29 protein-coding genes are annotated in these 24,209 nt (G+C 61.1%); 12 read left to right on the plus strand and 17 right to left on the minus strand.

Annotation, left to right across the window (positions count from 1 at the left end; genetic code table 11):
* The first annotated feature begins 4 nt into the window (after nt 1–4).
* The 5 genes from AB3G35_RS04490 (at nt 5) to fdhA (ending at nt 6,277) form a co-directional block, all read left to right on the plus strand.
* A complete protein-coding gene (locus tag AB3G35_RS04490; RefSeq protein ID WP_106115618.1) occupies nt 5–337 on the plus strand; it encodes a sarcosine oxidase subunit delta in 333 nt (110 codons plus the stop codon).
* Nucleotides 334–3,351: a sarcosine oxidase subunit alpha gene (locus AB3G35_RS04495; RefSeq protein WP_106115617.1), complete on the plus strand. Its 3,018-nt coding sequence runs from the start codon at nt 334–336 to the stop codon at nt 3,349–3,351. The genes AB3G35_RS04490 and AB3G35_RS04495 overlap by 4 nt, the downstream gene beginning before the upstream one ends.
* Nucleotides 3,352–3,363: 12 nt before the next feature.
* On the plus strand, nt 3,364–3,996 hold the full coding sequence (locus AB3G35_RS04500; protein WP_106115706.1) for a sarcosine oxidase subunit gamma: 633 nt from the start codon (nt 3,364–3,366) through the stop codon (nt 3,994–3,996).
* A 157-nt stretch (nt 3,997–4,153) separates the two neighbouring features.
* A complete protein-coding gene (gene purU, locus AB3G35_RS04505; RefSeq protein ID WP_016782559.1) occupies nt 4,154–5,011 on the plus strand; it encodes a formyltetrahydrofolate deformylase in 858 nt (285 codons plus the stop codon).
* A 66-nt stretch (nt 5,012–5,077) separates the two neighbouring features.
* A complete protein-coding gene (gene fdhA / locus AB3G35_RS04510; protein ID WP_369782340.1) occupies nt 5,078–6,277 on the plus strand; it encodes a formaldehyde dehydrogenase, glutathione-independent in 1,200 nt (399 codons plus the stop codon).
* Between the two features lie 119 nt (nt 6,278–6,396).
* Here fdhA and AB3G35_RS04515 read toward each other — a convergent pair whose 3' ends face one another.
* Together AB3G35_RS04515 and AB3G35_RS04520 are read right to left on the minus strand one after the other, a co-directional pair.
* On the minus strand, nt 6,397–7,071 hold the full coding sequence (locus AB3G35_RS04515) for an anti-sigma factor domain-containing protein (protein WP_369782341.1): 675 nt from the start codon (nt 7,069–7,071) through the stop codon (nt 6,397–6,399).
* Nucleotides 7,068–7,700, minus strand: a complete 633-nt coding sequence (locus AB3G35_RS04520) for a sigma-70 family RNA polymerase sigma factor (protein ID WP_169844991.1) — start codon at nt 7,698–7,700, stop codon at nt 7,068–7,070. Before AB3G35_RS04520 ends, AB3G35_RS04515 begins: the two co-directional genes overlap by 4 nt.
* 182 nt (nt 7,701–7,882) lie before the next feature.
* Here AB3G35_RS04520 and AB3G35_RS04525 point away from each other — a divergent pair, with 182 nt between their 5' ends.
* Nucleotides 7,883–8,440 carry a DUF2780 domain-containing protein gene (locus AB3G35_RS04525; RefSeq protein WP_016782555.1) on the plus strand — a complete coding sequence of 186 codons (558 nt, stop codon included), beginning with the start codon at nt 7,883–7,885 and terminating at the stop codon, nt 8,438–8,440.
* Between the two features lie 3 nt (nt 8,441–8,443).
* Here AB3G35_RS04525 and AB3G35_RS04530 read toward each other — a convergent pair whose 3' ends face one another.
* A complete protein-coding gene (locus AB3G35_RS04530; RefSeq protein ID WP_095036171.1) occupies nt 8,444–9,331 on the minus strand; it encodes an acyltransferase in 888 nt (295 codons plus the stop codon).
* A gap of 231 nt (nt 9,332–9,562) precedes the next feature.
* Between AB3G35_RS04530 and AB3G35_RS04535 the strand changes: the two genes are divergently transcribed.
* Complete coding sequence (locus tag AB3G35_RS04535) at nt 9,563–10,063, plus strand: ATP-dependent zinc protease (RefSeq protein WP_095027515.1); 501 nt, start codon at nt 9,563–9,565, stop codon at nt 10,061–10,063.
* A 66-nt stretch (nt 10,064–10,129) separates the two neighbouring features.
* Here the strand turns inward: AB3G35_RS04535 and mtgA are convergent, their stop codons facing one another.
* Entirely contained in the window at nt 10,130–10,885 is a 756-nt protein-coding gene (gene mtgA, locus AB3G35_RS04540; RefSeq protein WP_016782552.1) for a monofunctional biosynthetic peptidoglycan transglycosylase, read from the minus strand.
* Nucleotides 10,886–10,929: 44 nt separating this feature from the next.
* Between mtgA and AB3G35_RS04545 the strand changes: the two genes are divergently transcribed.
* From AB3G35_RS04545 to trmB, 4 genes are all read left to right on the plus strand, one after another.
* Nucleotides 10,930–11,301, plus strand: a complete 372-nt coding sequence (locus tag AB3G35_RS04545) for a DUF423 domain-containing protein (RefSeq protein ID WP_134050207.1) — start codon at nt 10,930–10,932, stop codon at nt 11,299–11,301.
* 80 nt (nt 11,302–11,381) lie between these two features.
* Entirely contained in the window at nt 11,382–11,582 is a 201-nt protein-coding gene (gene thiS, locus AB3G35_RS04550; RefSeq protein ID WP_016782550.1) for a sulfur carrier protein ThiS, read from the plus strand.
* Between the two features lie 57 nt (nt 11,583–11,639).
* The gene (locus tag AB3G35_RS04555; RefSeq protein ID WP_086795669.1) at nt 11,640–12,434 is read left to right on the plus strand and encodes a thiazole synthase; all 795 of its coding nucleotides are present in this window, start codon (nt 11,640–11,642) and stop codon (nt 12,432–12,434) included.
* A 9-nt stretch (nt 12,435–12,443) separates the two neighbouring features.
* Nucleotides 12,444–13,166 carry a tRNA (guanosine(46)-N7)-methyltransferase TrmB gene (trmB, locus tag AB3G35_RS04560; RefSeq protein ID WP_016782548.1) on the plus strand — a complete coding sequence of 241 codons (723 nt, stop codon included), beginning with the start codon at nt 12,444–12,446 and terminating at the stop codon, nt 13,164–13,166.
* Between the two features lie 164 nt (nt 13,167–13,330).
* On the opposite strand, the gene AB3G35_RS04565 is transcribed toward trmB, so the two are convergent.
* The 11 genes from AB3G35_RS04565 to AB3G35_RS04615 all read right to left on the minus strand — a co-directional run bounded on the left by AB3G35_RS04565 (nt 13,331) and on the right by AB3G35_RS04615 (nt 21,140).
* Complete coding sequence (locus AB3G35_RS04565) at nt 13,331–13,654, minus strand: DUF3392 domain-containing protein (protein ID WP_016782547.1); 324 nt, start codon at nt 13,652–13,654, stop codon at nt 13,331–13,333.
* Nucleotides 13,655–13,663: 9 nt separating this feature from the next.
* Nucleotides 13,664–14,878, minus strand: a complete 1,215-nt coding sequence (hemW, locus tag AB3G35_RS04570) for a radical SAM family heme chaperone HemW (RefSeq protein WP_095039763.1) — start codon at nt 14,876–14,878, stop codon at nt 13,664–13,666.
* Nucleotides 14,875–15,471: an RdgB/HAM1 family non-canonical purine NTP pyrophosphatase gene (gene rdgB / locus AB3G35_RS04575; protein ID WP_094999848.1), complete on the minus strand. Its 597-nt coding sequence runs from the start codon at nt 15,469–15,471 to the stop codon at nt 14,875–14,877. The genes hemW and rdgB overlap by 4 nt, the downstream gene beginning before the upstream one ends.
* Nucleotides 15,468–15,905 carry a DUF4426 domain-containing protein gene (locus AB3G35_RS04580; RefSeq protein ID WP_016782544.1) on the minus strand — a complete coding sequence of 146 codons (438 nt, stop codon included), beginning with the start codon at nt 15,903–15,905 and terminating at the stop codon, nt 15,468–15,470. Before AB3G35_RS04580 ends, rdgB begins: the two co-directional genes overlap by 4 nt.
* Before the next feature lie 25 nt (nt 15,906–15,930).
* Nucleotides 15,931–16,551: a methionine biosynthesis protein MetW gene (gene metW, locus AB3G35_RS04585; RefSeq protein ID WP_016782543.1), complete on the minus strand. Its 621-nt coding sequence runs from the start codon at nt 16,549–16,551 to the stop codon at nt 15,931–15,933.
* Nucleotides 16,552–16,558: 7 nt separating this feature from the next.
* Nucleotides 16,559–17,698, minus strand: a complete 1,140-nt coding sequence (locus AB3G35_RS04590) for a homoserine O-acetyltransferase (RefSeq protein ID WP_016782542.1) — start codon at nt 17,696–17,698, stop codon at nt 16,559–16,561.
* Between the two features lie 187 nt (nt 17,699–17,885).
* A complete protein-coding gene (locus AB3G35_RS04595) occupies nt 17,886–18,176 on the minus strand; it encodes a DUF167 domain-containing protein (RefSeq protein ID WP_016782541.1) in 291 nt (96 codons plus the stop codon).
* Entirely contained in the window at nt 18,176–18,763 is a 588-nt protein-coding gene (locus AB3G35_RS04600; RefSeq protein ID WP_016782540.1) for a YggT family protein, read from the minus strand. The genes AB3G35_RS04595 and AB3G35_RS04600 overlap by 1 nt, the downstream gene beginning before the upstream one ends.
* Before the next feature lie 11 nt (nt 18,764–18,774).
* Complete coding sequence (gene proC, locus AB3G35_RS04605; protein WP_016782539.1) at nt 18,775–19,593, minus strand: pyrroline-5-carboxylate reductase; 819 nt, start codon at nt 19,591–19,593, stop codon at nt 18,775–18,777.
* A 33-nt stretch (nt 19,594–19,626) separates the two neighbouring features.
* The gene (locus tag AB3G35_RS04610) at nt 19,627–20,313 is read right to left on the minus strand and encodes a YggS family pyridoxal phosphate-dependent enzyme (protein WP_315246156.1); all 687 of its coding nucleotides are present in this window, start codon (nt 20,311–20,313) and stop codon (nt 19,627–19,629) included.
* 179 nt (nt 20,314–20,492) lie between these two features.
* Nucleotides 20,493–21,140: a C40 family peptidase gene (locus AB3G35_RS04615; RefSeq protein WP_029611615.1), complete on the minus strand. Its 648-nt coding sequence runs from the start codon at nt 21,138–21,140 to the stop codon at nt 20,493–20,495.
* A gap of 252 nt (nt 21,141–21,392) precedes the next feature.
* On the opposite strand from AB3G35_RS04615, the gene AB3G35_RS04620 reads away from it, so the two are divergent.
* A complete protein-coding gene (locus AB3G35_RS04620; protein ID WP_369782342.1) occupies nt 21,393–21,809 on the plus strand; it encodes an NINE protein in 417 nt (138 codons plus the stop codon).
* Between the two features lie 126 nt (nt 21,810–21,935).
* Here the strand turns inward: AB3G35_RS04620 and AB3G35_RS04625 are convergent, their stop codons facing one another.
* On the minus strand, nt 21,936–23,207 hold the full coding sequence (locus tag AB3G35_RS04625) for a dihydroorotase (RefSeq protein ID WP_088378772.1): 1,272 nt from the start codon (nt 23,205–23,207) through the stop codon (nt 21,936–21,938).
* Entirely contained in the window at nt 23,204–24,208 is a 1,005-nt protein-coding gene (locus AB3G35_RS04630) for an aspartate carbamoyltransferase catalytic subunit (RefSeq protein WP_016782532.1), read from the minus strand. Before AB3G35_RS04630 ends, AB3G35_RS04625 begins: the two co-directional genes overlap by 4 nt.
* Between the last annotated feature and the right edge of the window lies 1 nt (nt 24,209).

Here is a 24,209-nt window from a genome sequence, read left to right on the forward strand (position 1 = left end):
ACCCATGTTGCATATCTTCTGTCCCCATTGCGGCGAGCTTCGCTCCGAAGAGGAATTCCACGCCAGCGGCCAGGCGCATATCCCGCGCCCGCTTGACCCTGGCAGTTGCACCGACGCCGAGTGGGGCGACTACCTGTTCTTTCGCGACAACCCCCGCGGCCTGCACCACGAACTGTGGAACCACGTCGCCGGTTGCCGGCAGTTTTTCAATGCCACGCGCAACACCGTGACGTACGAAATTCTCGAAACCTACCTGATCGGTAGCAAGCCGCAGTTCACTGAACAGGCGGCGCCAGCGGCCGCCACGGCCACCCGCGAGCTGGGAGAAAAAGTATGAGCCAGACCCATCGCCTGCCCAACGGCGGCCGCGTAGACCGCACCAAAGTGCTGAGCTTCACCTTCAACGGTCAGCAATATAAAGGCTACGAAGGCGACAGCCTGGCGGCCGCCTTGCTGGCCAACGGCGTTGACGTGATCGGCCGCAGTTTCAAATATTCCCGGCCCCGGGGCATCTATGCCGCCGGTGCCGAAGAACCCAACGCAGTGCTGCAGATCGGCGCCACCGAAGCCACGCAAATTCCCAACGTGCGCGCCACGCAACAGGCGCTGTACCAAGGCCTGGTCGCCACCAGCACTAACGGCTGGCCCAACGTCAATAACGACGTGATGGGCATCCTCGGCAAGGTCGGCGGCAAGCTGATGCCGCCGGGTTTTTACTACAAAACTTTTATGTACCCGCAGTCGTTCTGGATGACCTACGAGAAGTACATCCGTAAGGCGGCAGGTCTTGGGCGTTCGCCGACCCAGAACGATCCTGATACCTACGACTATATGAACCACCACTGTGACGTGCTGATCGTCGGCGCTGGCCCTGCGGGGTTGGCAGCAGCATTGGCTGCGGGCCGCAGCGGTGCACGGGTGATCATCGCCGACGAACAGGAAGAGTTCGGCGGCAGCCTGCTCGACAGCCGCGAAAGCCTGGACGGCAAACCGGCGATGGAATGGGTGGCCAAGGTTATCGCTGAACTCAAGTCACTGCCGGACGTAATCCTGTTGCCCCGGGCGACGGTGAACGGCTATCACGACCACAACTTCCTGACCATTCACGAACGCCTCACCGACCACCTGGGCGACCGTGCCCCGATCGGTCAAGTGCGCCAGCGCATCCACCGGGTACGCGCCAAGCGCGTGGTGCTGGCCACCGGTGCCTGCGAGCGGCCGTTGGTGTATGGCAACAACGACGTACCGGGCAATATGCTCGCCGGTGCGGTGTCCACCTATGTGCGCCGCTATGGCGTGGCGCCGGGCAGAAAGCTGGTGCTCAGCACCAACAACGACCACGCCTACCGCGTGGCCCTGGACTGGCTTGATGCAGGCCAGCAAGTGGTCGCCGTGGCCGATGCGCGCAGCAACCCGCGGGGTGCGCTGGTCGAAGAAGCGCGGGCCAAGGGCATTCGCATCCTCACTGCCAGCGCGGTGATCGAAGCCCGTGGCAGCAAACATGTAACCGGCGCCCGGGTGGCGGCAATTGACGTCAAGGCGCTGAGCGTCGCCAGCCCCGGTGAATGGCTGGACTGCGACCTGCTGGCCACCTCGGGCGGCTACAGCCCGGTGGTGCATCTGGCCTCGCACCTGGGCGGCAAGCCGACCTGGCGCGAAGACATTCTCGGTTTCGTCCCCGGCGAAGCCCCGCAAAAGCGTGTATGCGTAGGCGGCATCAACGGCGTTTATCCGCTGGGCGACAGCCTGGCCGATGGCTTTGAAGGCGGCGTGCGTGCAGCCAGTGAAGCGGGTTTCAAGGCGGTGGAAGGCGTGTTGCCCAAAGCCCTGAACCAGTTGCAGGAACCCACCCTGGCGCTGTTCCATGTGCCCCATGAAAAAGGTACGGCGCGGGCGCCCAAGCAATTTGTCGACCTGCAAAACGACGTCACTGCAGCGGCCATCGAACTGGCAACCCGCGAAGGCTTCGAGTCGGTGGAGCACGTCAAGCGCTACACCGCGCTGGGCTTCGGCACCGACCAGGGCAAGCTGGGCAACGTCAACGGCCTGGCCATCGCTGCACGCTCGCTGAACGTGACCATCCCGCAGATGGGCACCACCATGTTCCGTCCCAACTACACGCCGGTGACGTTCGGTGCGGTGGCGGGTCGGCATTGCGGGCATATCTTCGAGCCGGTGCGCTACACCGCGCTGCAAGCCTGGCATGTGAAGCAGGGTGCTGAATTTGAAGATGTCGGCCAGTGGAAACGCCCTTGGTACTTCCCGCGTAACGGCGAAGATATGCATGCGGCGGTCAAGCGCGAGTGCAAGGCGGTGCGCGACAGCGTCGGCATCCTCGATGCCTCGACCCTGGGCAAGATCGACATCCAGGGCCCGGATGCGCGGGAGTTTCTCAACCGCATCTACACCAACGCCTGGACCAAGCTCGACGTGGGCAAGGCCCGCTACGGCCTGATGTGCAAGGAAGACGGCATGGTCTTCGACGACGGCGTGACGGCCTGCCTGGCCGACAACCATTTCGTCATGACTACCACCACCGGCGGTGCGGCCCGCGTGTTGCAATGGCTGGAAATTTACCAGCAGACCGAATGGCCAGAGCTGAAGGTGTACTTCACTTCGGTCACCGACCACTACGCGACCCTGACCTTGTCCGGCCCCAATAGCCGCAAGTTGCTGAGCGAAGTGACGGATATCGACCTGGACCGCGATGCGTTCCCGTTCATGACCTGGAAAGAAGGCCTGGTGGCGGGCGTGCCGGCGCGGGTGTTCCGTATCTCGTTTACCGGCGAGCTGTCGTATGAGGTCAATATCCAGGCCGATTACGCGATGGGCGTGCTGGAAAAAATCGTCGAAGCGGGCAAGCAGTACAACCTCACGCCCTACGGTACCGAGACCATGCACGTGTTGCGAGCCGAGAAGGGTTTCATCATTGTGGGCCAGGACACCGACGGCTCCATGACCCCCGACGACTTGAACATGGGCTGGTGCGTGGGCCGCACCAAACCGTTCTCGTGGATCGGCTGGCGCGGCATGAACCGTGAAGACTGCCTGCGTGAACAGCGCAAGCAACTGGTGGGGCTCAAGCCCGTTAACCCGACCCAATGGCTGCCCGAAGGGGCGCAACTGGTGTTCGACGCCAAACAGGCGATCCCGATGACGATGGTCGGCCATGTGACCTCCAGCTATGCGCACAACTCGCTGGGGTATTCGTTTGCAATGGGCGTGGTCAAGGGCGGCTTGAAGCGCATCGGCGAGCGGGTGTTTTCGCCCCAGGCGGATGGCAGCGTGATCGAAGCGGAAATTGTGTCTTCGGTGTTCTTCGACCCGAAAGGCGACCGGCAGAATATTTGAATGGGTGATCTCATGACCACAGCCAACGTATACCAACAGCGCCCGGGTTCGGGCGCCAAAGCCGAGTCATCGCTGCACCATGCCAACCTCGCCGGCCTGATTGGCAAGGGCCGCAAAAACCCCGGCGTGACCGTGCGCGAGAAAAAACTGCTGGGCCACCTGACCCTGCGCGGCGACGGCAAGGATCCGGTCTTTGCCGAAGGCGTGCACAAGGCCCTGGGCCTGGAACTGCCCGTGGCCCTGAGCCTGGTGGCCAACGCTGATACCTCGCTGCAATGGATGGGCCCCGATGAATGGCTGCTGATTGTGCCCGGCGGCCAGGAGTTTGCCGTGGAACAAGCACTGCGGGCAGCGCTGGCGGGGCTGCATATTTCGGTGGTCAATGTCAGTGGCGGGCAACAACTGCTGGAACTGAGCGGGCCGAAGGTGCGCGAGGTACTGATGAAGTCCACCAGCTATGACGTACACCCGGACAACTTCCCGGTGGGCAAGGCCGTGGGCACGGTGTTCGCCAAGTCGCAACTGGTGATCCGCCACACGGCTGAAGACACCTGGGAACTGCTGATCCGCCGCAGCTTTTCGGATTACTGGTGGTTATGGTTGCAGGATGCGGCGGCGGAATACGGGTTGAGCGTCGAGGCCTGAGTTGCTGCCTGCCCTCACCCCAACCCTCTCCCGGGGGGAGAGGGGGCTGATTGTCGGTGTTCTTGAATGCGCGGGCTGTCAGTTCCCTCTCCCTCCGGGAGAGGGTTAGGGTGAGGGGCTCTTTGCTTTTCACCTAAAAAACAACAAGGAACTCCCCATGAGCCGCGCCCCCGACACCTGGATCCTCACCGCCGACTGCCCGAGCCTGCTGGGCACGGTGGACGCGGTTACCCGCTATCTGTTCGAACATCGCTGCTACGTCACCGAGCACCATTCCTTCGACGACCAGCGTTCAGCGCGGTTTTTTATCCGCGTCGAATTCCGCCAGCCCGACGGCTTCGATGAGCACGAATTTCGCGCAGGCCTGGCCGAACGCGGTCAGGCGTTCGGCATGACTTTCGAACTGACACCGCCACACCATCGGCCAAAAGTACTGATCATGGTGTCCAAAGCCGACCACTGCCTCAACGACCTGCTCTATCGCCAGCGTATCGGCCAGTTGTCGATGGACGTGGTGGCCGTGGTCTCCAATCACCCCGATCTGGAGCCGCTGGCGCAATGGCACGGCATCCCCTACCACCACTTCGCCCTCGACCCGGCTAACAAGCCTGCGCAGGAGGCCAAAGTCTGGCAAGTAATCGAAGACACCGGTGCCGAACTGGTGATCCTCGCCCGCTATATGCAAGTGCTGTCCCCCGAGCTGTGCCGCAAGCTCGACGGCAAGGCGATCAATATCCACCACTCCCTGCTGCCCGGTTTCAAGGGCGCCAAGCCTTATCACCAGGCCTATGAAAAGGGCGTCAAGCTGGTGGGCGCCACCGCGCACTACATCAACAACGACCTCGACGAAGGCCCGATCATTGCCCAGGGCGTCGAGGTGGTAGACCACAGCCACTACCCCGAAGACCTGATCGCCAAGGGCCGCGATATCGAAGCGCAAACCCTGGCCCGAGGCGTGGGCTATCACATTGAACGGCGCGTTTTCCTAAATGGAGGTCGTACGGTGGTGCTGTGAGCCCGCGCCACCTTCTAAGCTGCAAGCAGCAAGTTAATCCCTCCAATAACAACAAGGGTGAATACGATGGCTGACAATCGCGGTGTGGTGTACCTGGGCAATGGCCAGGTCGAAGTGCAAAGCATTCCTTTCCCCAAGATGCAGAACCCCCAGGGCAAGCCCATCCACCACGGCGTGATCCTGCGGGTGGTATCGACCAATATCTGCGGCTCCGACCAGCATATGGTGCGTGGCCGCACCACGGCGCAAACCGGGCTGGTGCTGGGCCATGAGATCACCGGTGAGGTGATCGAGGCCGGGCGCGATGTGGAACACCTGAAAGTCGGCGACCTGGTGTCGGTGCCGTTCAACGTGGCGTGCGGCCGCTGCCGCAGTTGCAAGGAGCAGAACACTGGTGTGTGTCTGACCGTCAACCCGGCCCGTCCCGGCGGCGCATATGGTTACGTGGACATGGGCGACTGGGTTGGCGGTCAGGCTGAATATGTATTGGTGCCGTATGCCGATTTCAACCTGCTCAAGCTGCCCAATCGTGATGCGACGATGGAAAAAATCCGCGACCTGACCTGCCTCTCCGACATCCTGCCCACCGGTTATCACGGTGCCGTTACCGCAGGCGTTGGCCCGGGCAGCACGGTGTATATCGCCGGCGCTGGCCCGGTGGGCCTGGCGGCTGCGGCCTCGGCGCGCTTGCTGGGGGCGGCGGTGGTGATTGTCGGCGACGTTAACCCGATTCGCCTGGCCCACGCCAAGGCGCAGGGTTTTGAGATTGCTGATTTGTCCAAGGACACGCCGCTGCACGAACAGATCGCCGAGTTGTTGGGCGAGCCTGAAGTGGATTGCGCAGTGGATGCCGTGGGCTTTGAAGCGCGTGGTCATGGCCATGACGGGGTCAAGCACGAAGCGCCGGCCACAGTGCTCAACTCGTTGATGGGTGTGGTGCGGGTAGCGGGCAAGATCGGCATTCCGGGCTTGTACGTGACCGAAGACCCGGGTGCGGTGGACGCGGCAGCGAAAAAGGGCAGCCTGAGCATCCGCTTCGGGTTGGGCTGGGCCAAGTCCCACAGCTTCCACACCGGCCAGACCCCGGTGATGAAATACAACCGCCAGCTGATGCAGGCGATCATGTGGGACCGGATCAAGATTGCTGACATTGTGGGTGTAGAAGTCATCAGCCTGGACGAAGCGCCACGGGGCTATGGCGAGTTCGATGCCGGTGTGCCGAAGAAATTCGTGATCGACCCGCACCGGATGTTCAGCAAGGGCTAAACACCACCACCAACCCTGTGGGAGCGGGCTTGCCCGCGATTGCAGCACCTCGGTTATTAAGGTGTACCGAGTTGTCTGCATCGCGAGCAAGCCCGCTCCCACAAGTGCGTGGATTGTTTTTACAGGCTGGCCAGCGGCCCCTGATACAGCACCGGGCCCGTCGGTTGCCCGGTCGGCGAGCCGCCTTGCGGTTCAAGGCTGACCGCCAGCACCACCGGAATCCTGATCAATTGCTGCTGGCTTTGGCTTAGCACTATCCGCCCATCGCCATCGCGGGGGATCAGACCCAGGGACACCGGTTTGCCTTCGACCGGTATCGCCCACAACTCCAGGCTGCGGCCGCCATCCACCGCCGCCAGTTCCAGTGGCCGCACCTTCAGGTAGTCGCTGTGGGCCTCGATGCTCAGGCCCGGCTGCGCCGTGCCGCTGAGCAGGGTGGCCTTGTACTGCACGCTGTCGCGGTTGTAGAGCAGGCCCACGGTCAGGGCAATCAGCAAGGAACAGGCCAGCGCACTCAGGCGTACCCAGCTCCAGAACGGCCGCCTGGCCGGCACATGCAGGGTTTGCGGTTCGATGCGCGCCACGATGGCCTGCCACACATGGTCGGGCACGGGTTGCTCGACCAAAGGCTCGGTCAACTGGCTGAGGTGGGTGTTCCAGCGCGCCAGTTCGGCGCGCAGCGGCGCATCATCTTGCAGCAGATGCTCGAAGCGTTTGCGGGCGGTGGGCGGCATCAGGCCGATGGCGTAGTCGGCGGCCAGCGCACGGCGCCGTTCGGGGGTTTGATAGTTCATGATTCCAGGCACCTGCGCAGTCGCTCCATGCCCCGGCGAATCCAGGATTTGACCGAACCCAGGGGCGCGGCCAATTGCTGTGCCAGTTCACTGGCGCTCAGCCCATGAAAATAGGCGCTGGTGATGCTCTGGCGCTGCATGCTTTCGAGGCCTTCCAGGCACTGGTTGAGAGCACGGGCCTCGCGGGCACTGCCCAGTTGGTCGAGGGCGCTGGGGCTGTCATCGGCCACGGCGTCCTGCTGCAGGTCACTCAAGGGCAATTCGCGGTGTTTGCGCAACTGGTCGATGGCCTGGTTGCGGGTGATGGTGATCATCCAGGTCAGCGGTGACGACAAATGGGCCTGGTAACGCGAGGCGTTGTGCCAGATACGCACAAAACTTTCCTGCACCACTTCTTCGGCCAGATCGCTGCGCCCCATGCAGCGCAAAGCCACGCTGTACAAGCGCGGGGCCACGCTGCGATAGAGGGTTTCGAAGGCACGCCGATTACCCAATGAACATTGGGCCAGGAGCTTTTCAAGGTAATCGGTATTGGCAGTTAAAATAGCTGTTCTCCCCTCAAAAAAAGCCAGGACTTCAGACCAGTTGTCGGTTGAGGGTAGTTCAGGGTGTGGGGTTGTTCCAATCATGTGAGGCACCTCGCTACCCGGTATACGCAGGCAAGGGCTCAGCGGATGCACCTGTTTTCAATTAAGATTGCGGGCCGTTTGATCCGATAGTGGCACTTGGGAACATCTGCCCGGGTTTCGGGTCAAACCCATAGTTTTACCGCCCCATTGCGGGCGGCATTTTGGTTCTAGAGGTTGAAGCGATGAAAAAGTTGAGCGGCGTGGCACTGGCAACATTGATGACCGTGGCAGCGAGCCCGGTGTTTGCAGGTTTCAGCCTGAGCGACGTGGCCAACGTGGCTGCGCAAGTGCAGGGCGGCAACGGCAATGGCGCAACCACGGACAAGTCGGCGCAGGCCGTGCAAATGCTGACCAAGGTCAACGAGCTGGGCGTCAAGCCTGAGCAGGCCGCGGGCGGTATTGGCGCAATGTTGAGCCTGGCGAAAAACCAGCTGACCTCCAGCGACTACTCCGAACTGACCAAGCAAGTGCCAGGCGTGAACAAGCTGGCCGGCGCCGGTGCCCTGGGCCAACTGAGCCAGTTGGGCGGCCTGCTGGGCAAGTCCAATGGCGTTTCCGAGACCGCGACCAGCGCTGTCAGCAACGTGGCCAACACCGACCAGCTCAACAGCGCCTTTACTGCGCTGGGCATGCAGGACGGCATGGTTGCCAAGTTCGCACCGGTATTGCTGGACTACTTCAAAGGCCAGAACGTCAGCACTTCGTTGCTGAGCAAACTGAGCAGCGCCTGGGGCGTTTAAAGGCTAGCCGCGCTCGGCACGCAAAGTGCTGATGCGCTGGTCTTTCAGGGTCCAGAGCTGGTTGACCCAGCCCTGGACCTGTTCACGGAACACCGGGTCGTTTTCGTAATCCCCCTGCCACAATGCCGGATCCAGTTCGCGGGTCTGTATGTCGACAATCACCTTGGGCACCTGCCCGCTGATCAACTGCCAGAAGCCCGGAATCTTTGCCTGTGGATACACCACGGTCACGTCGAGCACGGCATCCAGTTGTTCGCCCATCGCCGCCAGCACAAACGCCACGCCGCCTGCCTTGGGCTTGAGCAGCCAGGTATAGGGTGAGTGTTGCTGCGCGTGTTTGGCCGGGGTAAAGCGCGTGCCTTCGAGGTAATTGACGATAGTGACCGGCTGGCGCTTGAACAGCTCGCAGGCGGCCCGGGTGATCTTCAGGTCTTCGCCTTTGAGCTGCGGGTGTTTGGCCAGAAAGGCCTTGGAATAGCGTTTCATGAACGGGTAGTCGAGGGCCCACCAGGCCAGGCCGAGGAAGGGCACCCAGATCAGTTCTTTTTTCAGGAAGAATTTGAAGAACGGCGTACGTCGGTTCAGGCCCTGCATCAGGGCGGGGATATCGACCCACGACTGGTGATTGCTGATCACCAGATACGAGGTATCACGGCTCAGGCCTTCGGCGCCGCGAATGTCCCATTGGGTGGGCAGGCACAGGGCAAAAATGCGTTTGTCGATTTCGGACCAGGTTTCGGCGATCCACATCACCGCCCGCGAATTGTAATCGCGCAGGCGCCCCGACGATGCCAGTTTGAGCAGGGCAAACAGCATCAACGGCCCGAACAGAATCAGGGTGTTGCACAGCAATAACAGGGTGACCAGACAGCCGGTGAGCAGGCGGCGCATAAGCAACTCTTGAACGTTTAAGGACTGGTCATGATAAGCAGACTGGCGTAGAACGCCAAATCAATGACCCGTCTTTGTGGGAGCGGGCTTGCTCGCGATGCAGACAACCCGGTTTATCAGACATGGCCGCAGTGATGCTATCGCGAGCAAGCCCGCTCCCACAGAAAAAAGCGTTGTGAACCTACTGCGGGGCCGTGGTCTAACCTGCACTCTTTGAAAGGAAATGCCTGCATGAAGTCTGTTCTTGCGTTGCTGTCTGTATTGGCGTTGCCGGTGATGGCCGCCGAGCCGACCCTTTATGGGCGTTACGAGTACATCAAATTGCCGGAAATCGGCGAGACCCTTAAAGCCAAGATGGACACGGGTGCCTTGACCGCGTCGTTGTCGGCCAAAAATATCCAGACCTTTACCCGTGACGGTGAAGAGTGGGTGCGCTTCCAGCTGGCCACCGAAGGCGCAAGCAGCAAAGTGTATGAACACAAGGTGGCGCGCATCAGCAAAATCAAAAGCCGCGCCGATGAGGATGAAGACCGGGACACGCCCGAAAGCGCCAAGCGCCCGGTGGTGGATCTGGAAATGTGCCTGGGTAACGTCAAGCGTACCGTGGAGGTCAATTTGACCGACCGCAGCAGCTTTAACTACCCGCTGTTGATTGGCGCCAAGGCATTGCGTGAGTTTGGCGCGGCGGTAAACCCGGCGCGGCGGTATACAGCGGACAAGCCGGATTGCTGAGTCAATCCCTGGCCCTCACCCCAGCCCTCTCCCGGAGGGAGAGGGCTGGGGTGAGGGGCTTTCAGGTTAACTGGACCAGGGCGCCTTGCGTGAGTTGTTCAGTGTGGTGAGATAACTGTCGCCACCCAGCTGGTTCATTTGCTGACGAATCCAGCCGGCGCGGCGGCTGACATAGGTGCTGGGGTGGCTGGCACTCCAGTTCAGCGGGCTGGGCAACACGGCCGCCAGATAACTGGCCTGCTGGCGCGAAAGGTTTTTCGCGCTCACGCCAAAGTGATGCTGCGCTGCAGCCTCGGCGCCGAACACGCCTTCATCCCACTCCGCACTATTGAGGTACACCTCAAGAATTCGCTGCTTGGGCCACAACACCTCAATCAACCCGGTAAACCAGGCTTCCAGGCCTTTGCGCAGCCAACTGCGGCCAGACCACAAAAACAGGTTCTTCGACACCTGTTGGCTCAGCGTACTGGCGCCGCGCAACGTACCGCCCTGTTCGTTGTGGATTAGTGCAGCCTTGATTGCGCCGAAGTCAAAGCCCCAGTGCTCGGGGAATTTCTGATCTTCACCCGCCATGACCGCAACTTTCAGTTCGTCGGATATTTCATCCCACGGCCGCCAACTGCGTTGCAGGTCAATCGGCTGGCCATCAAGCCAAGACTCGACCTTGCGCTCGACCATCAGCGCCGTACCTGGCGGTGGCACCCAGCGAAAAACCAGCACCAGCAATGCGCTGCCCACTGCGAACCAGAGCAGGACCTTGAGAAAGCGATGAACCAGAATACGCAGCATGGATGACTTGGCCGAACCCGTTGAGCGGGCCATTATACAGACCCTGCGCCATTCCATGATCCTGACGGGAGTTACCCATGCTGCGCGTTTACCTGATGCTGGCTGCCTTTTTCGGCTTTACCGGTGTTGCTCTGGGTGCATTCGCTGCCCACGGCCTGAAAGGCCGCCTGACTGAGCAGTATCTGGCTATTTTTCATACAGGCGTGACCTACCAACTGGTCCACACCCTGGCCCTGTTTGGCGTGGCTCTGCTGGCCACCCACCTTCCCGGACGCCTGGTGACCTGGGCAGGTGTCTGCTTCACCCTCGGGATCGTGCTGTTTTCCGGCAGCCTGTACCTGCTGACCATGACCGGCATCAGCAAGCTGGGGATCATCACCCCCTTTGGCGGCCTGGCCTTTTTGGCCGGCTGGTTGTGCCTGGGGCTCGCCGCCTGGCGCCTGAGCTGAGCCGACAAGATGAATGGCTTGGGTCGACCTGACTGATCGGGCTAGAATGCTGGCCCCTTAAAATGAAGGCAGCGTCGCGCATGCTCATTCAGTTGAACGGTGAATCCTTTGAACTACCGGACGGCGAGACCGTCGCCGACCTTTTGGCCCGTCAGGAGCTGACCGGCCGTCGGGTTGCGGTGGAGCTGAACCTGGACATTGTCCCGCGCAGCCAGCATGCCGAAACGGTACTCAAAGCAGGTGATCAGGTCGAAGTGGTGCACGCCATCGGTGGCGGCTAAGTATTGCCACACGCGTCACGCTCACCCCGCAGTGCACATAATCAAAGAGGATTCCCGATGAGCAACGTTCGCAACGACAAGCCTTTTACCCTGGCTGGCCGTACTTACCAGTCGCGCCTGCTGGTGGGCACCGGCAAGTACCGTGACCTTGAAGAAACCCGCCTGGCCATCGAAGCCTCGGGTGCCGAGATCGTCACCGTTGCCGTGCGTCGCACCAACATCGGTCAGAATCCTGGCGAGCCTAACCTGCTCGACGTGCTGCCGCCGGATCGCTACACCATCCTGCCGAACACCGCCGGTTGCTACGATGCAGTCGAAGCCGTGCGCACCTGCCGCCTGGCCCGTGAATTGCTCGACGGCCACAAGCTGGTCAAGCTGGAAGTGCTGGCCGATCAGAAAACCCTGTTCCCCAATGTGATTGAAACCCTCAAGGCCGCCGAGATTCTGGTCAAAGACGGTTTCGACGTGATGGTGTACACCAGTGATGACCCGATCATTGCGCGTGAACTCGAGGCGATGGGCTGTATTGCCGTGATGCCGCTGGCCGGCCTGATCGGCACTGGCCTGGGGATCTGCAACCCCTACAACCTGCGCATCATCCTTGAAGAAGCCAAAATTCCGGTGCTGGTCGATGCGGGCGTGGGCACTGCCTCCGACGCGACCATCGCCATGGAAATGGGCTGTGAAGCGGTGCTGATGAACTCGGCCATCGCCAACGCCCAGCATCCGATCATCATGGCCGAAGCCATGAAACACGCCATTGTGGCGGGCCGCCTGGCGTATCTGGCCGGGCGCATGCCGAAAAAACTCTATGCCAGCGCCTCTTCGCCGCTGGATGGTCTGATCAAGTAAGAGCCACTGATGACTGAATCACTAGACACCCCAATCCCGGAAGAAGGCGAAGATCGCCAACACCGTCGCATCAAGAGTTTTGTGATGCGCGCCGGGCGCATGACCGAAGGCCAGCAACGCGGCCTCGATCAAGGCACGCCGCTGTATGTGCTGCCGCTGGCTGACGCGCCGGTCGATTTCGACCAGGTGTTCGGCCGCTCTGCGCCGCGCACCCTGGAAATCGGTTTTGGCATGGGCCATTCCCTGCTGGAAATGGCCGCGGCTTCGCCTGAACAGGACTTTATCGGGGTTGAGGTTCACCGCCCGGGTGTGGGTGCACTGCTCAATGGCGTGCTGACTCAAGGCCTGACCAACCTGCGGGTTTACGATTGCGATGCGATCGAAGTCCTGACCCGTTGCGTGGCGGATAACAGTCTTGATCGCCTGCTGCTGTTCTTCCCGGATCCTTGGCACAAGAGCCGTCACCACAAGCGCCGGATCGTGCAAGCGTCCTTCGCGGAACTGGTGCGCTCCAAGCTCAAGGTTGGCGGCGTGCTGCACATGGCGACCGACTGGGAACCCTATGCCGAATACATGCTGGAAGTGATGAACGTCGCACCGGGGTATCGCAACCTGGCTGAAGACGGCAAGTGCGTGCCACGACCGCCTGAGCGCCCGGTGACCAAGTTCGAACGCCGCGGCGAACGTCTTGGGCACGGCGTGTGGGATTTGAAGTTCGAAAAACTGGCTTAAGCGGTTTTTCAATCACCGATCTCACCCTGCTTTGGGGTCGGTGAAGTTCGTACGGTATCTGTGGGAGCGGGCTTGCTCGCGATGGCATCACAGCGGTGAATCAGCTGCACCGCGTTGCCTGTATCGCGAGCAAGCCCGCTCCCACAAGATATCCTGGGTGTTCCTCAGCGCCGATCCGCCACAACCCCGATCAACACCAGCACCACCAACAACACTGGCGCCAGGCTGTAGTTGTTGAACTGGCTCAGCCCGCGTTCCACCCACGGCGTGGCGTAGATCAGGGCCGCACCGCTGCCGATCAGGCACAGCAATGCCATCAATGGCACGCGCAAAGCCCCGGCAATACTGCCCAGACGCTGCTCGACCCAGCCCTTGAAGTCGGCACCAAACAGCACCAGCACACAGCCAATCAACGCCAGGGCAATCTCCGAGAGATGGCTGCGGCTCCAGCGCGATACGTTGGCAAGCAGGTCAAGTACCAAGTCCATTCGAGTTCCTTAGATCAAAAAGTGCTGCAACAAGTCGTTGAGAAACAGCTGGCCCCGGGCGGTTGCCGCCAGGCGTGACGGTTCGACCTGCAATAAGCCACTTTGTTCGGCTGCTTTGCGTCCAATGCTCAAGCTGTCCAGTGTCAGCCCGGTGCGCTGAGGGTACAGCGCCGAATCAACGCCGTCGGTCAGGCGCAAGGCGTTCATTAGAAACTCAAAAGGCAGTTCTTCAGCTGTAAGAGTTTTCTCGCCTGCTTGAAAGTTTTTCGCCGGATTCAGGTAGTCCTTAGGCAGGCGGGTTTTCCAGGTGCGCACGATGCGACCATCAGGATGGCTCAGTTTGCCGTGGGCGCCAGCGCCAATGCCGATAAAGTCGCCAAAGCTCCAGTAGTTGAGGTTATGCCGCGCCGGGCGGCCAGGCTGGGCATAGGCCGACACTTCATACTGGGCGTAGCCATGTTCGGCGAGCAGCGCCTGGCCGGCTTCCTGAATGTCCCACAGGGTGTCGTCTTCGGGGAGCACCGGCGGCTGGTTCCAGAACACCGTATTGGGCTCCAGTGTCAGCTGATACCACGACAGGTGGGTCGGCTTGAGCGCGATGGCCTGGCGCAGGTCGCTCAGGGCGTCGTCCAGGGACTGATCGGGCAGGCCGTGCATCAGGTCCAGGTTGAAGTTGTCAAAGCCCGCCAGGCGCGCCATACCGGCGGCACGCACGGCTTCGTCACCATTGTGGATGCGGCCCAGGGCCTGCAACTTCTCTTGCTGGAAGCTCTGGATACCGATCGACAGGCGGTTGATCCCCAGCTTGCGGTAAGCCACGAATTTTTCCTGCTCGAAAGTGCCCGGGTTGGCTTCCAGGGTGATTTCGATATCACTGGCAAACGGGATGCGCGCCTCAACGCCCTTGAGCAGGCGCCCCAGAGCCTGCGCGCTGAACAGGCTTGGCGTGCCGCCACCGAAGAAGATCGAGCTCAGCTCGCGGCCATAAACCGCGTGCAGGTCCTGATCGAGATCGGCCAACAGTGCGTCGACGTATTCTTCTTCGGGCAGCACCGGGCTGGCGGTGTGGGAGTTGAAGTCGCAATACGGGCATTTGCGCACGCACCACGGAATATGGATATACAGCGACAGGGGTGGCAATTGGCTCAGCGGCGCACGCGGCGCCTGCTGGGTAAAGCCAGCCGCGCCCAGATAGAGCGGCTGTGGAGGTGTGTCGTGGGTCATTTCAGGCCCAAACGCTGACGCAGCAGAACCATGGCGCGAGCACGATGGCTTAGCTGGTTTTTCTCAGTGGGGCTCAGTTCGGCGCTGGAGCAGTTGCGCTCAGGTACCCAGAACAGCGGGTCATAGCCGAAACCATGTTCGCCACTGGCGGCAGGCAGGATGCGCCCGTGCCACAGGCCCTCGCAGATGATCGGCAGCGGATCGTCGGCGTGGCGCACCAGTGCAAGCACGCAGACAAACTGCGCGCCGCGCTCGGCTTCAGGCACGTCCTTGAGGGCGTCGAGCAGTTTGGCGTTGTTCGCCGCATCACCTTTGCCGTCCGCGTAACGGGCCGAGTAGATGCCCGGCGCGCCGCCAAGAAAGTCCACCGCCAGCCCCGAATCGTCGGCCAGTGCCGGCAAACCCGAGAGACGTGCCGCATTGCGGGCTTTAAGAATCGCGTTCTCAACAAACGACAAGCCGGTTTCTTCCGGCTCGACGCTGCTGAATTCTCCAATCGAGCGCAACTGCACCGACTCGCCGAGCATGGCCTGAAGTTCTTTGAGTTTGCCGGCGTTGTGGCTAGCCAGTACCAGTTGCGTAAGGTTCATCATTCGATTGGAGCGACCATTTGAGAAAATTGGATGGTTTCAGACGTTGCGCCGCCAGCCTTCACATCCACCTTGAAGGTGAAGGTTTGCGGTCCGGCCACCGGGAACTGGGCCAGGTAATTGATTTCGCCGTTCTTGCCCACCTGACGGAACGTCAGCGGCGTTGGCTTGGCATCGCCGGTCTGCACCGTGCCTTGAACGTTGGCGGCAATGTTCTTGCCGCCCTTGTTCAGGGTGATGTTGAGCACCCCGTTGGTTTTACTGCGGGTGACTTCAAATTCACGCGCGATGTCCGGCGTCAGGAAAGTCGACGGGAACGCGTTGTAATACACCGTTGTGTCGCCAAACGTCTGCTGACGCTGGGCAGAGGTGCCGTCAGCGGCAAACGCCTGCATGCCAAAACACATCGAAAGCAGTAGTAATCCAATACGACCCATTGTCACTCTCCTTGAACTTGCCGGTTTAGACCGCGACTTGATGATCCTGAAGGCCAGGACTGCTGACACGATAAATGCCAATCTCGCCCAACAGGTTAGGCCATATCTTGCTCGCCCACCCGTGTCGGTGTTGTTGATCTACGGCAAGGCGGTTGATCACTTGTGCTTCGCGCTCGCGGCACAGCGCTTCGAAGTCTTCGAAAGTACAGAAGTGAATGTTCGGCGTGTTGTACCAGGTGTACGGCAGAAATTCGGAAACCGGCATCCGCCCCTTGCTGGCCAGGTACCAGCGGCAGCGCCAGTGCCCGAAGTTGGGGAAGGTGATGATGCACTGGCGGCCGACGCGCAACATTTCGTCGAGGATCCGGTCGGGGTAATGCACGGCCTGCAGCGCCTGGGTCATGACCACGATGTCGAAACTGTTGCTGGCGAAGTTGCCCAGGCCCTTGTCCAGGTCCTGCTCGATGACATTGATGCCTTTGGCGACGCATTCGGCGATGTTGTCCGGGTCGTTTTCCAGGCCATAGCCGGTGACTTGCTTGTTGTCGCGCAGCCAGCTCAGCAGTTCGCCATCACCACAACCGAGGTCGAGCACGCGGCTGCCGGCGGGGATCCAGTCTTGGATGATTTCCAGGTCGGCTCTCATGGCGTTCTCACAGTTCTATGCGGTTCATGTAGTTGCTGAAGGCTTGCAGGTAACGCGGGATCGGGATCAGGAAGGCGTCATGGCCCTGCGGAGCGTCGATTTCCAGGTAGCAGACGTCTTTTTTCGCGGCCATCAATGCATCCACCAGCTCCCGCGAACGGGCCGGCGAGAAGCGCCAGTCGGTGGTGAACGACATCACGCAGAAGCGCGCCTTGGCCCCGGCAAAGGTTTTGGCCAGGTCGTCATCGAAGTTGGCTGCCGGGTCGAAGTAGTCCAGCGCCTTGGTCATCAGCAGGTAAGTGTTGGCGTCGAAACGCCCGGAGAACTCTTCACCCTGATAGCGCAGGTAGCTCTCGACCTGGAACTCGACGCTGTGGAAGTCATAGTTGAGGTTTTCGTTCTTCAGGCCGCGGCCGAATTTTTCACCCATCGAGTCATCGGACAGGTAGGTGATGTGCCCGACCATGCGCGCCAGCATCAGGCCGCGCTTGGGAATCACGCCTTTTTCCTGGAACGAACCACCGTGGAACTCGGGGTCGGTGAGGATGGCCTGACGGGCGACTTCGTTGAACGCGATATTTTGCGCGGACAATTTGGGCGCCGAGGCAATCGCCAGACAATGGCGCAGGCGATCCGGGTAGCTGATGCTCCATTGCAACGCCTGCATGCCGCCCAGGCTGCCACCGATCACGGCGGCCCACTGGTTGATCCCCAGGCGGTCAGCCAGGCGCGCCTGGCTGTGCACCCAGTCTTCAACGGTCAGTACCGGGAAGTCGGCGCCAAACGGGCGGCCGGTTTGCGGGTTGAGGCTGCTTGGGCCGGTAGAACCGTTGCAGCCGCCCAGGTTGTTGAGGCTGACGACGAAAAACTTGTTGGTGTCGATGGGCTTGCCGGGGCCGATGCAGCTGTCCCACCAACCGGGCTTGCGATCGTCGGCGCTGTGGTAGCCCGCCGCGTGATGATGCCCTGACAGCGCGTGACAGATGAGCACGGCATTGCTGGCCGTGGCATTGAGCTGGCCGTAGGTTTCGTAAATCAGTTCATAGGCAGGCAGTGAGCGGCCGCAGGCTAGCGCCAGGGGCTCGTTGAAGTGCGCTGTTTGCGGCACGACCAGACCAACGGAATCGGGGGGAAAGGCAGCTGGCATCGACCCTGCTCTCATTTAAATGAGGCGTAAGTCTAATGAGCGGGGGGCGCAGCAGCAAGCAATGGTCTGGGCTGATTTTATGACCTGTAGCCAAACTCGGTGGGAGCGGGCTTGCTCGCGATTGCATCACCGCTGTTTGTCGACAGACCGCGGTGCCAGGATCGCGGGCAAGCCCGCTCCCACAGGTTCAGGGTCGGACCAAACCCGGCAAATCCGGCAGTTTTTTCGGCGCATGCAAACGCACGCGCTTCTGCCGGTTGAGTTCGCCGCTGATCAGGCTCACCTGGCTTTTGGCAATGCCGAACGCCTTGGCCAGGAAGGCCATCAGGTGGGCGTTGGCCTTGCCTTCTACCGGCGGGGCGGTGAGGCGGATTTTCAGACGGTCACCGTGCAGGCCGGCAAACTCGTCGCTGCTGGCCTTGGGTTGCAGGTGACAGTCGAGAATCAGATCCTCGCCGTCCCACCGGAAGTAGCTCATCAGATCAGGCCGAACAAGATAACCGGCATGCCGACATACATGGCCAATGGCGGGATCACGAAACTCTGGATCAGCTGGATCACCATGAACGCCAGGATCGGCGAGATATCCAGGCCGCCCATGCTTGGCAGGAAGCGGCGGAACGGTGCCAGGGCCGGTTCGGTGATCTGGTTGACCAGTTCAGCGCCAGGGCTGACGCTGCCCGGTGCTACCCACGACAGGATCACGCTGATGATCATGGCGAAGAAGAACACTTTCAAAAACAGCGCAGTCACGCCAATGATCGCCCACAGCAGCAGGCCCAGAATGTTGAAGGACATGTAGCTGAGTGTCAGGACCACGGCGAAGATCACCATCTGCACCAGAATCGCCAGCACCAGCGACGACATGTCCAGGCCGAACACGCTCGGGATGACCCGGCGCAGCGGCTTGAGCAGCGGCTGGGTGGCCTTGACGATGAACTGGCACAGCGGGTTGTAGAAGTTGGCCCGCACCAGCTGCAGGATAAACCGCAGCAGTACGATCAGCAGGTAGAGGCTACCCAGGGTTTGAATCACGAAAATGGCTGCGCCATTAAGTCCGGACATCATGTGCTCCTTTATTGACCCAGTTGTTCGGCCATTTCGGCCGAGCGGTGCGCGGCGGCACTCAATGCTTTTTCGACCGAGGCGGCAAAGCCGTCGGCCTGGAATGATTTGATCGCAGCTTCAGTGGTGCCCGCTGGCGAGGTCACGCGGCGGCGCAGTTCGGCGGCGTCGACATCGCTGGCCACGGCCATGTGTGCGGCGCCCAGCGCGGTCTGCTCGGCCAGTTGCTTGGCCACGTCACGCGGCAGGCCGAGTTTGACGCCGGCGTCGGTCATGGCTTCGATCAGCAGGAAAAAGTACGCGGGGCCGCTGCCGGACACGGCCGTCACGGCATCGATCTGCGCTTCACTGTCCACCCACACCACAATGCCCACGGCACTGAGCAGTTGCTCCGCCTGCTGGCGTTGCTCGGCGGTGACGTCGGCAGTGGCGAACAGGCCGCTCACACCCTTGCCCAGCAGGGCCGGGGTGTTGGGCATGCAGCGCACCAGCGGCTGGCTGCCCAGCCAGTTGAGCAGGCTGGCGCAGGTAATGCCGGCAGCAATCGAGACCAGCAATTGATGGGGCTGCAGATGCGGGCGCAGGTCCTGGCACACGGCTTTCATGGCCTGTGGCTTGACCGCAATGACAATCACGTCGGCGTCCTGGATGGCTTGCGCGTTATCGGCAAACAGTTCGATGCCATGCTCGGCGGCCACTTTGGCCCGCGTCTCGGCACCCGGATCGCTGGCGCGGATCTGTGCTGCATCCAGACCTTTGGCCAACAGGCCGCCGATCAGGCTGGAAGCCATGTTGCCGGCGCCGATAAAGGCAATACGCGTTTTGCTCATAACCGATCCTTATAAAAAATGAGATAGGCCCTTTCAGGCCTGGCCGTAGTCGCGGGCACCAAATAATGCAGTGCCGATGCGCACCCAGGTGGCGCCTTGGGTAATCGCCGACTCAAGGTCGTGGCTCATGCCCATTGAAAGCGTGTCGAGGCCCATGTTCAGGCGCTCTTGCAGCGAGCGCACCTGCGCAAAAGCAGCATCCTGCTCGGCGCGGTCCTCAGTGGGCTCCGGAATCGCCATCAAGCCGCGCAGCTTCAAGCGTGGCAGGGCGCTGATGGCGGCCGCCAGCGCAGGCAAGTCTGCCGGGGTACAGCCCGATTTGCTGGCTTCACCGCTGACATTGACCTGGATGCAGATATTGAGCGGTGGCAAGTCGGCCGGGCGTTGTTCAGACAAACGCTGGGCAATCTTGAGCCGGTCGACGGAATGCACCCACGCAAAATGCTCGGCGATATCACGCGTCTTGTTCGATTGAATGGGGCCGATGAAGTGCCAACACAAGGGCAGGTCGGCCAATTCGATCTGTTTGGCGCGGGCTTCCTGCAGGTAGTTCTCGCCAAAGTCGCGAACCCCGGCGGCATGGGCCTCACGCAGCGCGGCGGCAGGCTTGGTCTTGCTGACCGCGAGTAGATGAATGCTGGTTACATCACGGTGAACAGCCAGTGCAGCGGCACGGATGCGCGCCTCAACCTGGGCAATGTTGCCTGCTATCGTGGACATTCGTTTAAGCCCGCCGTTGTGAAAGTCAGCGGCATTCTACTGGAATTGGCAGGGGGGATGGATATCGCCGGCCTGTCGCCGGGGGAGGGAGCGAAGATTGAAGCGCAGAGGCCGGGAGTTGGCAGCGATAACGCTGTGGGAGCGGCGGTGCTCCCACAGAATCAAAAGCAAAAGCGTTTTTAGCGTTGCACAACCTGCAGCGTGGACTTCTCTTTAGGCAGCACACGTTTGGCGACCACATAGTGGCTCTGCCAGTACGGCTTTTGCAGCGTGTCGATAGTCACCGACTTGCCGCGTCGCGGGGCGTGGATAAAGCGGTCGTTGCCCAGGTAAATGGCAACGTGGTTGACCTTGCGGCTCTTGATGTTGAAAAACAGCAGGTCGCCGGGTTTCAAATCCTTGCGCTCGACTTTTTGCCCATGACCACTGGCCATTTCGCTGGAAGTGCGCGGCAAATCAACGGCGGCTACGTCATTAAAGGCGTATTTGACCAGCCCGCTGCAGTCGAACCCTTTACTTGGGCTGCTGCCGCCCCAACGATAAGGGGTGCCCAACACGTTTACAGCGCGGCTCAGGACCGTACTGCTCTGCTTGTTGGCGGCGGCCAGGGACGCCGCTGCCATTTTGCCCGGGGCCTTGCGGTGGGCTTTACTGGTGGCAGGACGTGCTACGGTCTTGCTGGTAGAGGCAACATAGGGTGCAGCCGCAGATGACTTTGCGGTGTAGCCGGTGAAGCCCGAAGGAAGATGTTGCTCACGATTGGTGGCGTGGGCGGCCAGTGGCAATAATAGGCAAATGGTTAGCCATGTCTTGAATATAGGACGCATTCGGCAGGGCTCAATGGTTATAAACGCGAAACTTTATAACAGCTTTTTTGTCCTTTCTCAGGCCATTTGTCAGGTGGACTGTGGGGTCAATTTCCGCAAAGGTGATGGCAAATTGTCGCATGGCGAGGGTGCAGGTCAGGTAGTACAAGGCTTTGCGCCAATTCTTGTAAGACACTTTTACCTTTTGCACGACAGTAAAAAAGTCACAAAAAACTTCACAATATTTTTCTATCAGCAGCAAAGAGGGCATTTATGAGCGGCTATCGAGACGATGTACAGCGCGATACTCACAGCAAAGTGCTGGGCTATTTGCTGTGGATTTTTGGTTTCCTGGGTGCGCACCGCTTCTATTACGGCAAGCCAATGACCGGGACGATCTGGTTTTTCACCTTGGGCTTGCTGGGTATTGGCTGGCTGATCGACTTGTTCCTGATCCCGAGCATGGACCGTGAAGCCGACTTGCGGTTTACCGCAGGTGACACTGACTACAGCGTGTCATGGATTCTGCTGACGTTTCTGGGGGTGTTTGGTGTACATCGCATGTACATGGGCAAATGGATCACGGGGATCATCTACCTGTTTACCGGTGGTTTGTTCCTGATCGGTATCCTGTATGACTTCTGGACCTTGAACGAGCAGATCTCGATCAAGAACGCAGAGCGCCGGTAAAGATCAAAAGCCCCTCACCCTAACCCTCTCCCGGAGGGAGAGGGGACTAAAGGCAAAAGCAGATCTGCGCAACGCATCCAATCAGCTCCCTCTCCCTTCGGGAGAGGGTTGGGGGGAGGGCCGCGCTTAGCCTTCGTAGCTGATCCGCCCATCCACCAGCGTGTAACGCACGGCACCCGGCAGGCAATGGCCGAGGAACGGGCAGTTGTCGCCTTTGGAATGCCATTTCTCACCAACCAGGGTCGAGGCCGCCGGGTCAAACAGCACCAGGTCTGCTGCCGAACCCACCGCCAGCTTGCCGGCTGGCAGGCGCAGGGCGTCAGCCGGGCCAGCGCTCAGGCGGCTGAGCAGCGTCGGCAAGTCGAGCAAGCCGTCTTCTACCAGGGTCATTGCCAGCGGCAGCAGCACTTCAACGCTGCTCATGCCCGGCTCGGTCGCGCCGAACGGGGCGAGCTTGGCGTCACGCTCGTGGGGCTGGTGATGGCTGGAGATGGCTTGCACCACACCCGACTTCACGGCCTCACGCAGGCCGTCACGGTCGGCGCGGGTGCGCAGTGGCGGCTGCACATGGTAAACGCTGGAGAAATCCACCAGCGCTTCGTCAGTCAGGATCAACTGATACAACGCTACATCGGCAGTGACTTTCAGGCCGCGAGCCTGGGCCTGGGCGATCAGGGCCACGCCACGGGCGCTGGTCAGCTGGCTGAAGTGCGCGCGCACGCCGCTTTGCTCAACCAGCAGCAGGTCACGGGCCAGGGCTACGGTTTCGGCGGTTTCCGGGATGCCCGGCAAACCTCGGAACGCTGCCATCGCGCCGTCGTGAGCGATACCGCCCTCGGCCAGATCACGGTCCTGGGAGTGGAAGATCACAGTCAGGTCGAACGTGGCCGCATACTCCAGCGCCCGGCACAGGGTGCGGGTGTTGGTGAAGCTGTTGAGGCCGTTGCCAAATGCCACGCAGCCCGCGTCGCGCAGGGCGATCAGCTCGGCCAGTTGCTCGCCGTCCAGGCCTTTGCTCAACGCACCGATCGGGAACACCTTGCAGTTGCCGGCTTCACGGGCGCGGTCCAGGATCAGTTCGGCGACGGCCGAGGTGTCCAGCACCGGTTTGGTGTGCGGCGGGCAGCACAGGCTGGTGACGCCACCTGCCGCAGCGGCGCGGGTCTCGCTGGCGATGGTGCCTTTGCGGCTGTAGCCCGGCTCGCGCAGGGCAACGTTGAGGTCAACCAGCCCGGGGGCGGCCACCAGACCCTTGGCCTCGATGGTTTGCGTCGGGGTGAAACCGGCTGGCGCTGCACCGATGGCAACGATCTTGCCGGCTTCCAGGTGCAGGTCAGTCACTTGATCCAGCTGGCTGGTCGGATCTATTACGCGGGCGCCGAGAATGCTGAGCTTCACTGGGCGTTCTCCTGTTCGAATTGGCGCTGGGCGGTTTGCCCGCTCATGGTCATGGACAACACCGCCATGCGCACGGCAATGCCGTAGGTCACCTGGTTGAGGATCACCGAGTGCGGGCCATCGGCCACCGCGGACTCAATCTCGACGCCACGGTTGATCGGCCCCGGGTGCATGACGATGCAATCAGGCTTGGCCCCGGCCAGGCGTGCAGTGGTCAGGCCGAACAGGCGGTAGAACTCGCCTTCGCTCGGCAGCAGGCCACCGGACATGCGCTCACGCTGCAGGCGCAGCATGATCACTACGTCGACGTCTTTGAGGCCTTCGGTCATGTCGGTGTAGACCTTGACGCCGTATTGCTCGATGCCGATCGGCAGCAGGGTTTTCGGCGCGATAACGCGAATGTCCTTACAGCCCAGGGTCTTGAGGGCGATCATGTTCGAGCGCGCTACCCGCGAGTGCAGAATGTCGCCGACGATGGCCACCGACAGGTTTTCGAAGCCGCCCTTGTGCCGACGAATGGTCAGCATGTCGAGCATGCCCTGGGTCGGGTGGGCATGGCGGCCGTCGCCGCCGTTGATGATCGCCACCTGCGGGCATACGTGCTCGGCAATAAAGTGCGCGGCGCCGGAATCGCCGTGGCGTACCACGAACATGTCGGCGGCCATCGCTTCAAGGTTGCGCAGGGTGTCGAGCAGGGTTTCGCCCTTGCTCGCCGACGAGGTCGACACGTTGAGCGTGATCACGTCGGCCGACAGGCGCTGGGCGGCCATTTCAAAGGTGGTACGGGTGCGGGTGGAGTTTTCGAAGAACACGTTGCATACGGTCTTGCCGCGCAGCAACGGGACTTTTTTCACCGCCCGGGCGCCGACTTCGAGGAACGAGTCGGCGGTGTCGAGGATCTCTGTCAGCAGCTCGCGGCGCAAACCGTCGAGCGACAGAAAGTGGCGCAGCTGGCCCTGGTCATTGAGCTGCAGCGGGCGCTTGGTGTCAGTCGGCGTCATC

The organism is Pseudomonas sp. WC2401 (assembly GCF_041200115.1).
In the GTDB taxonomy this organism is placed as follows: Bacteria; Pseudomonadota; Gammaproteobacteria; order Pseudomonadales; family Pseudomonadaceae; genus Aquipseudomonas; species Aquipseudomonas fragi.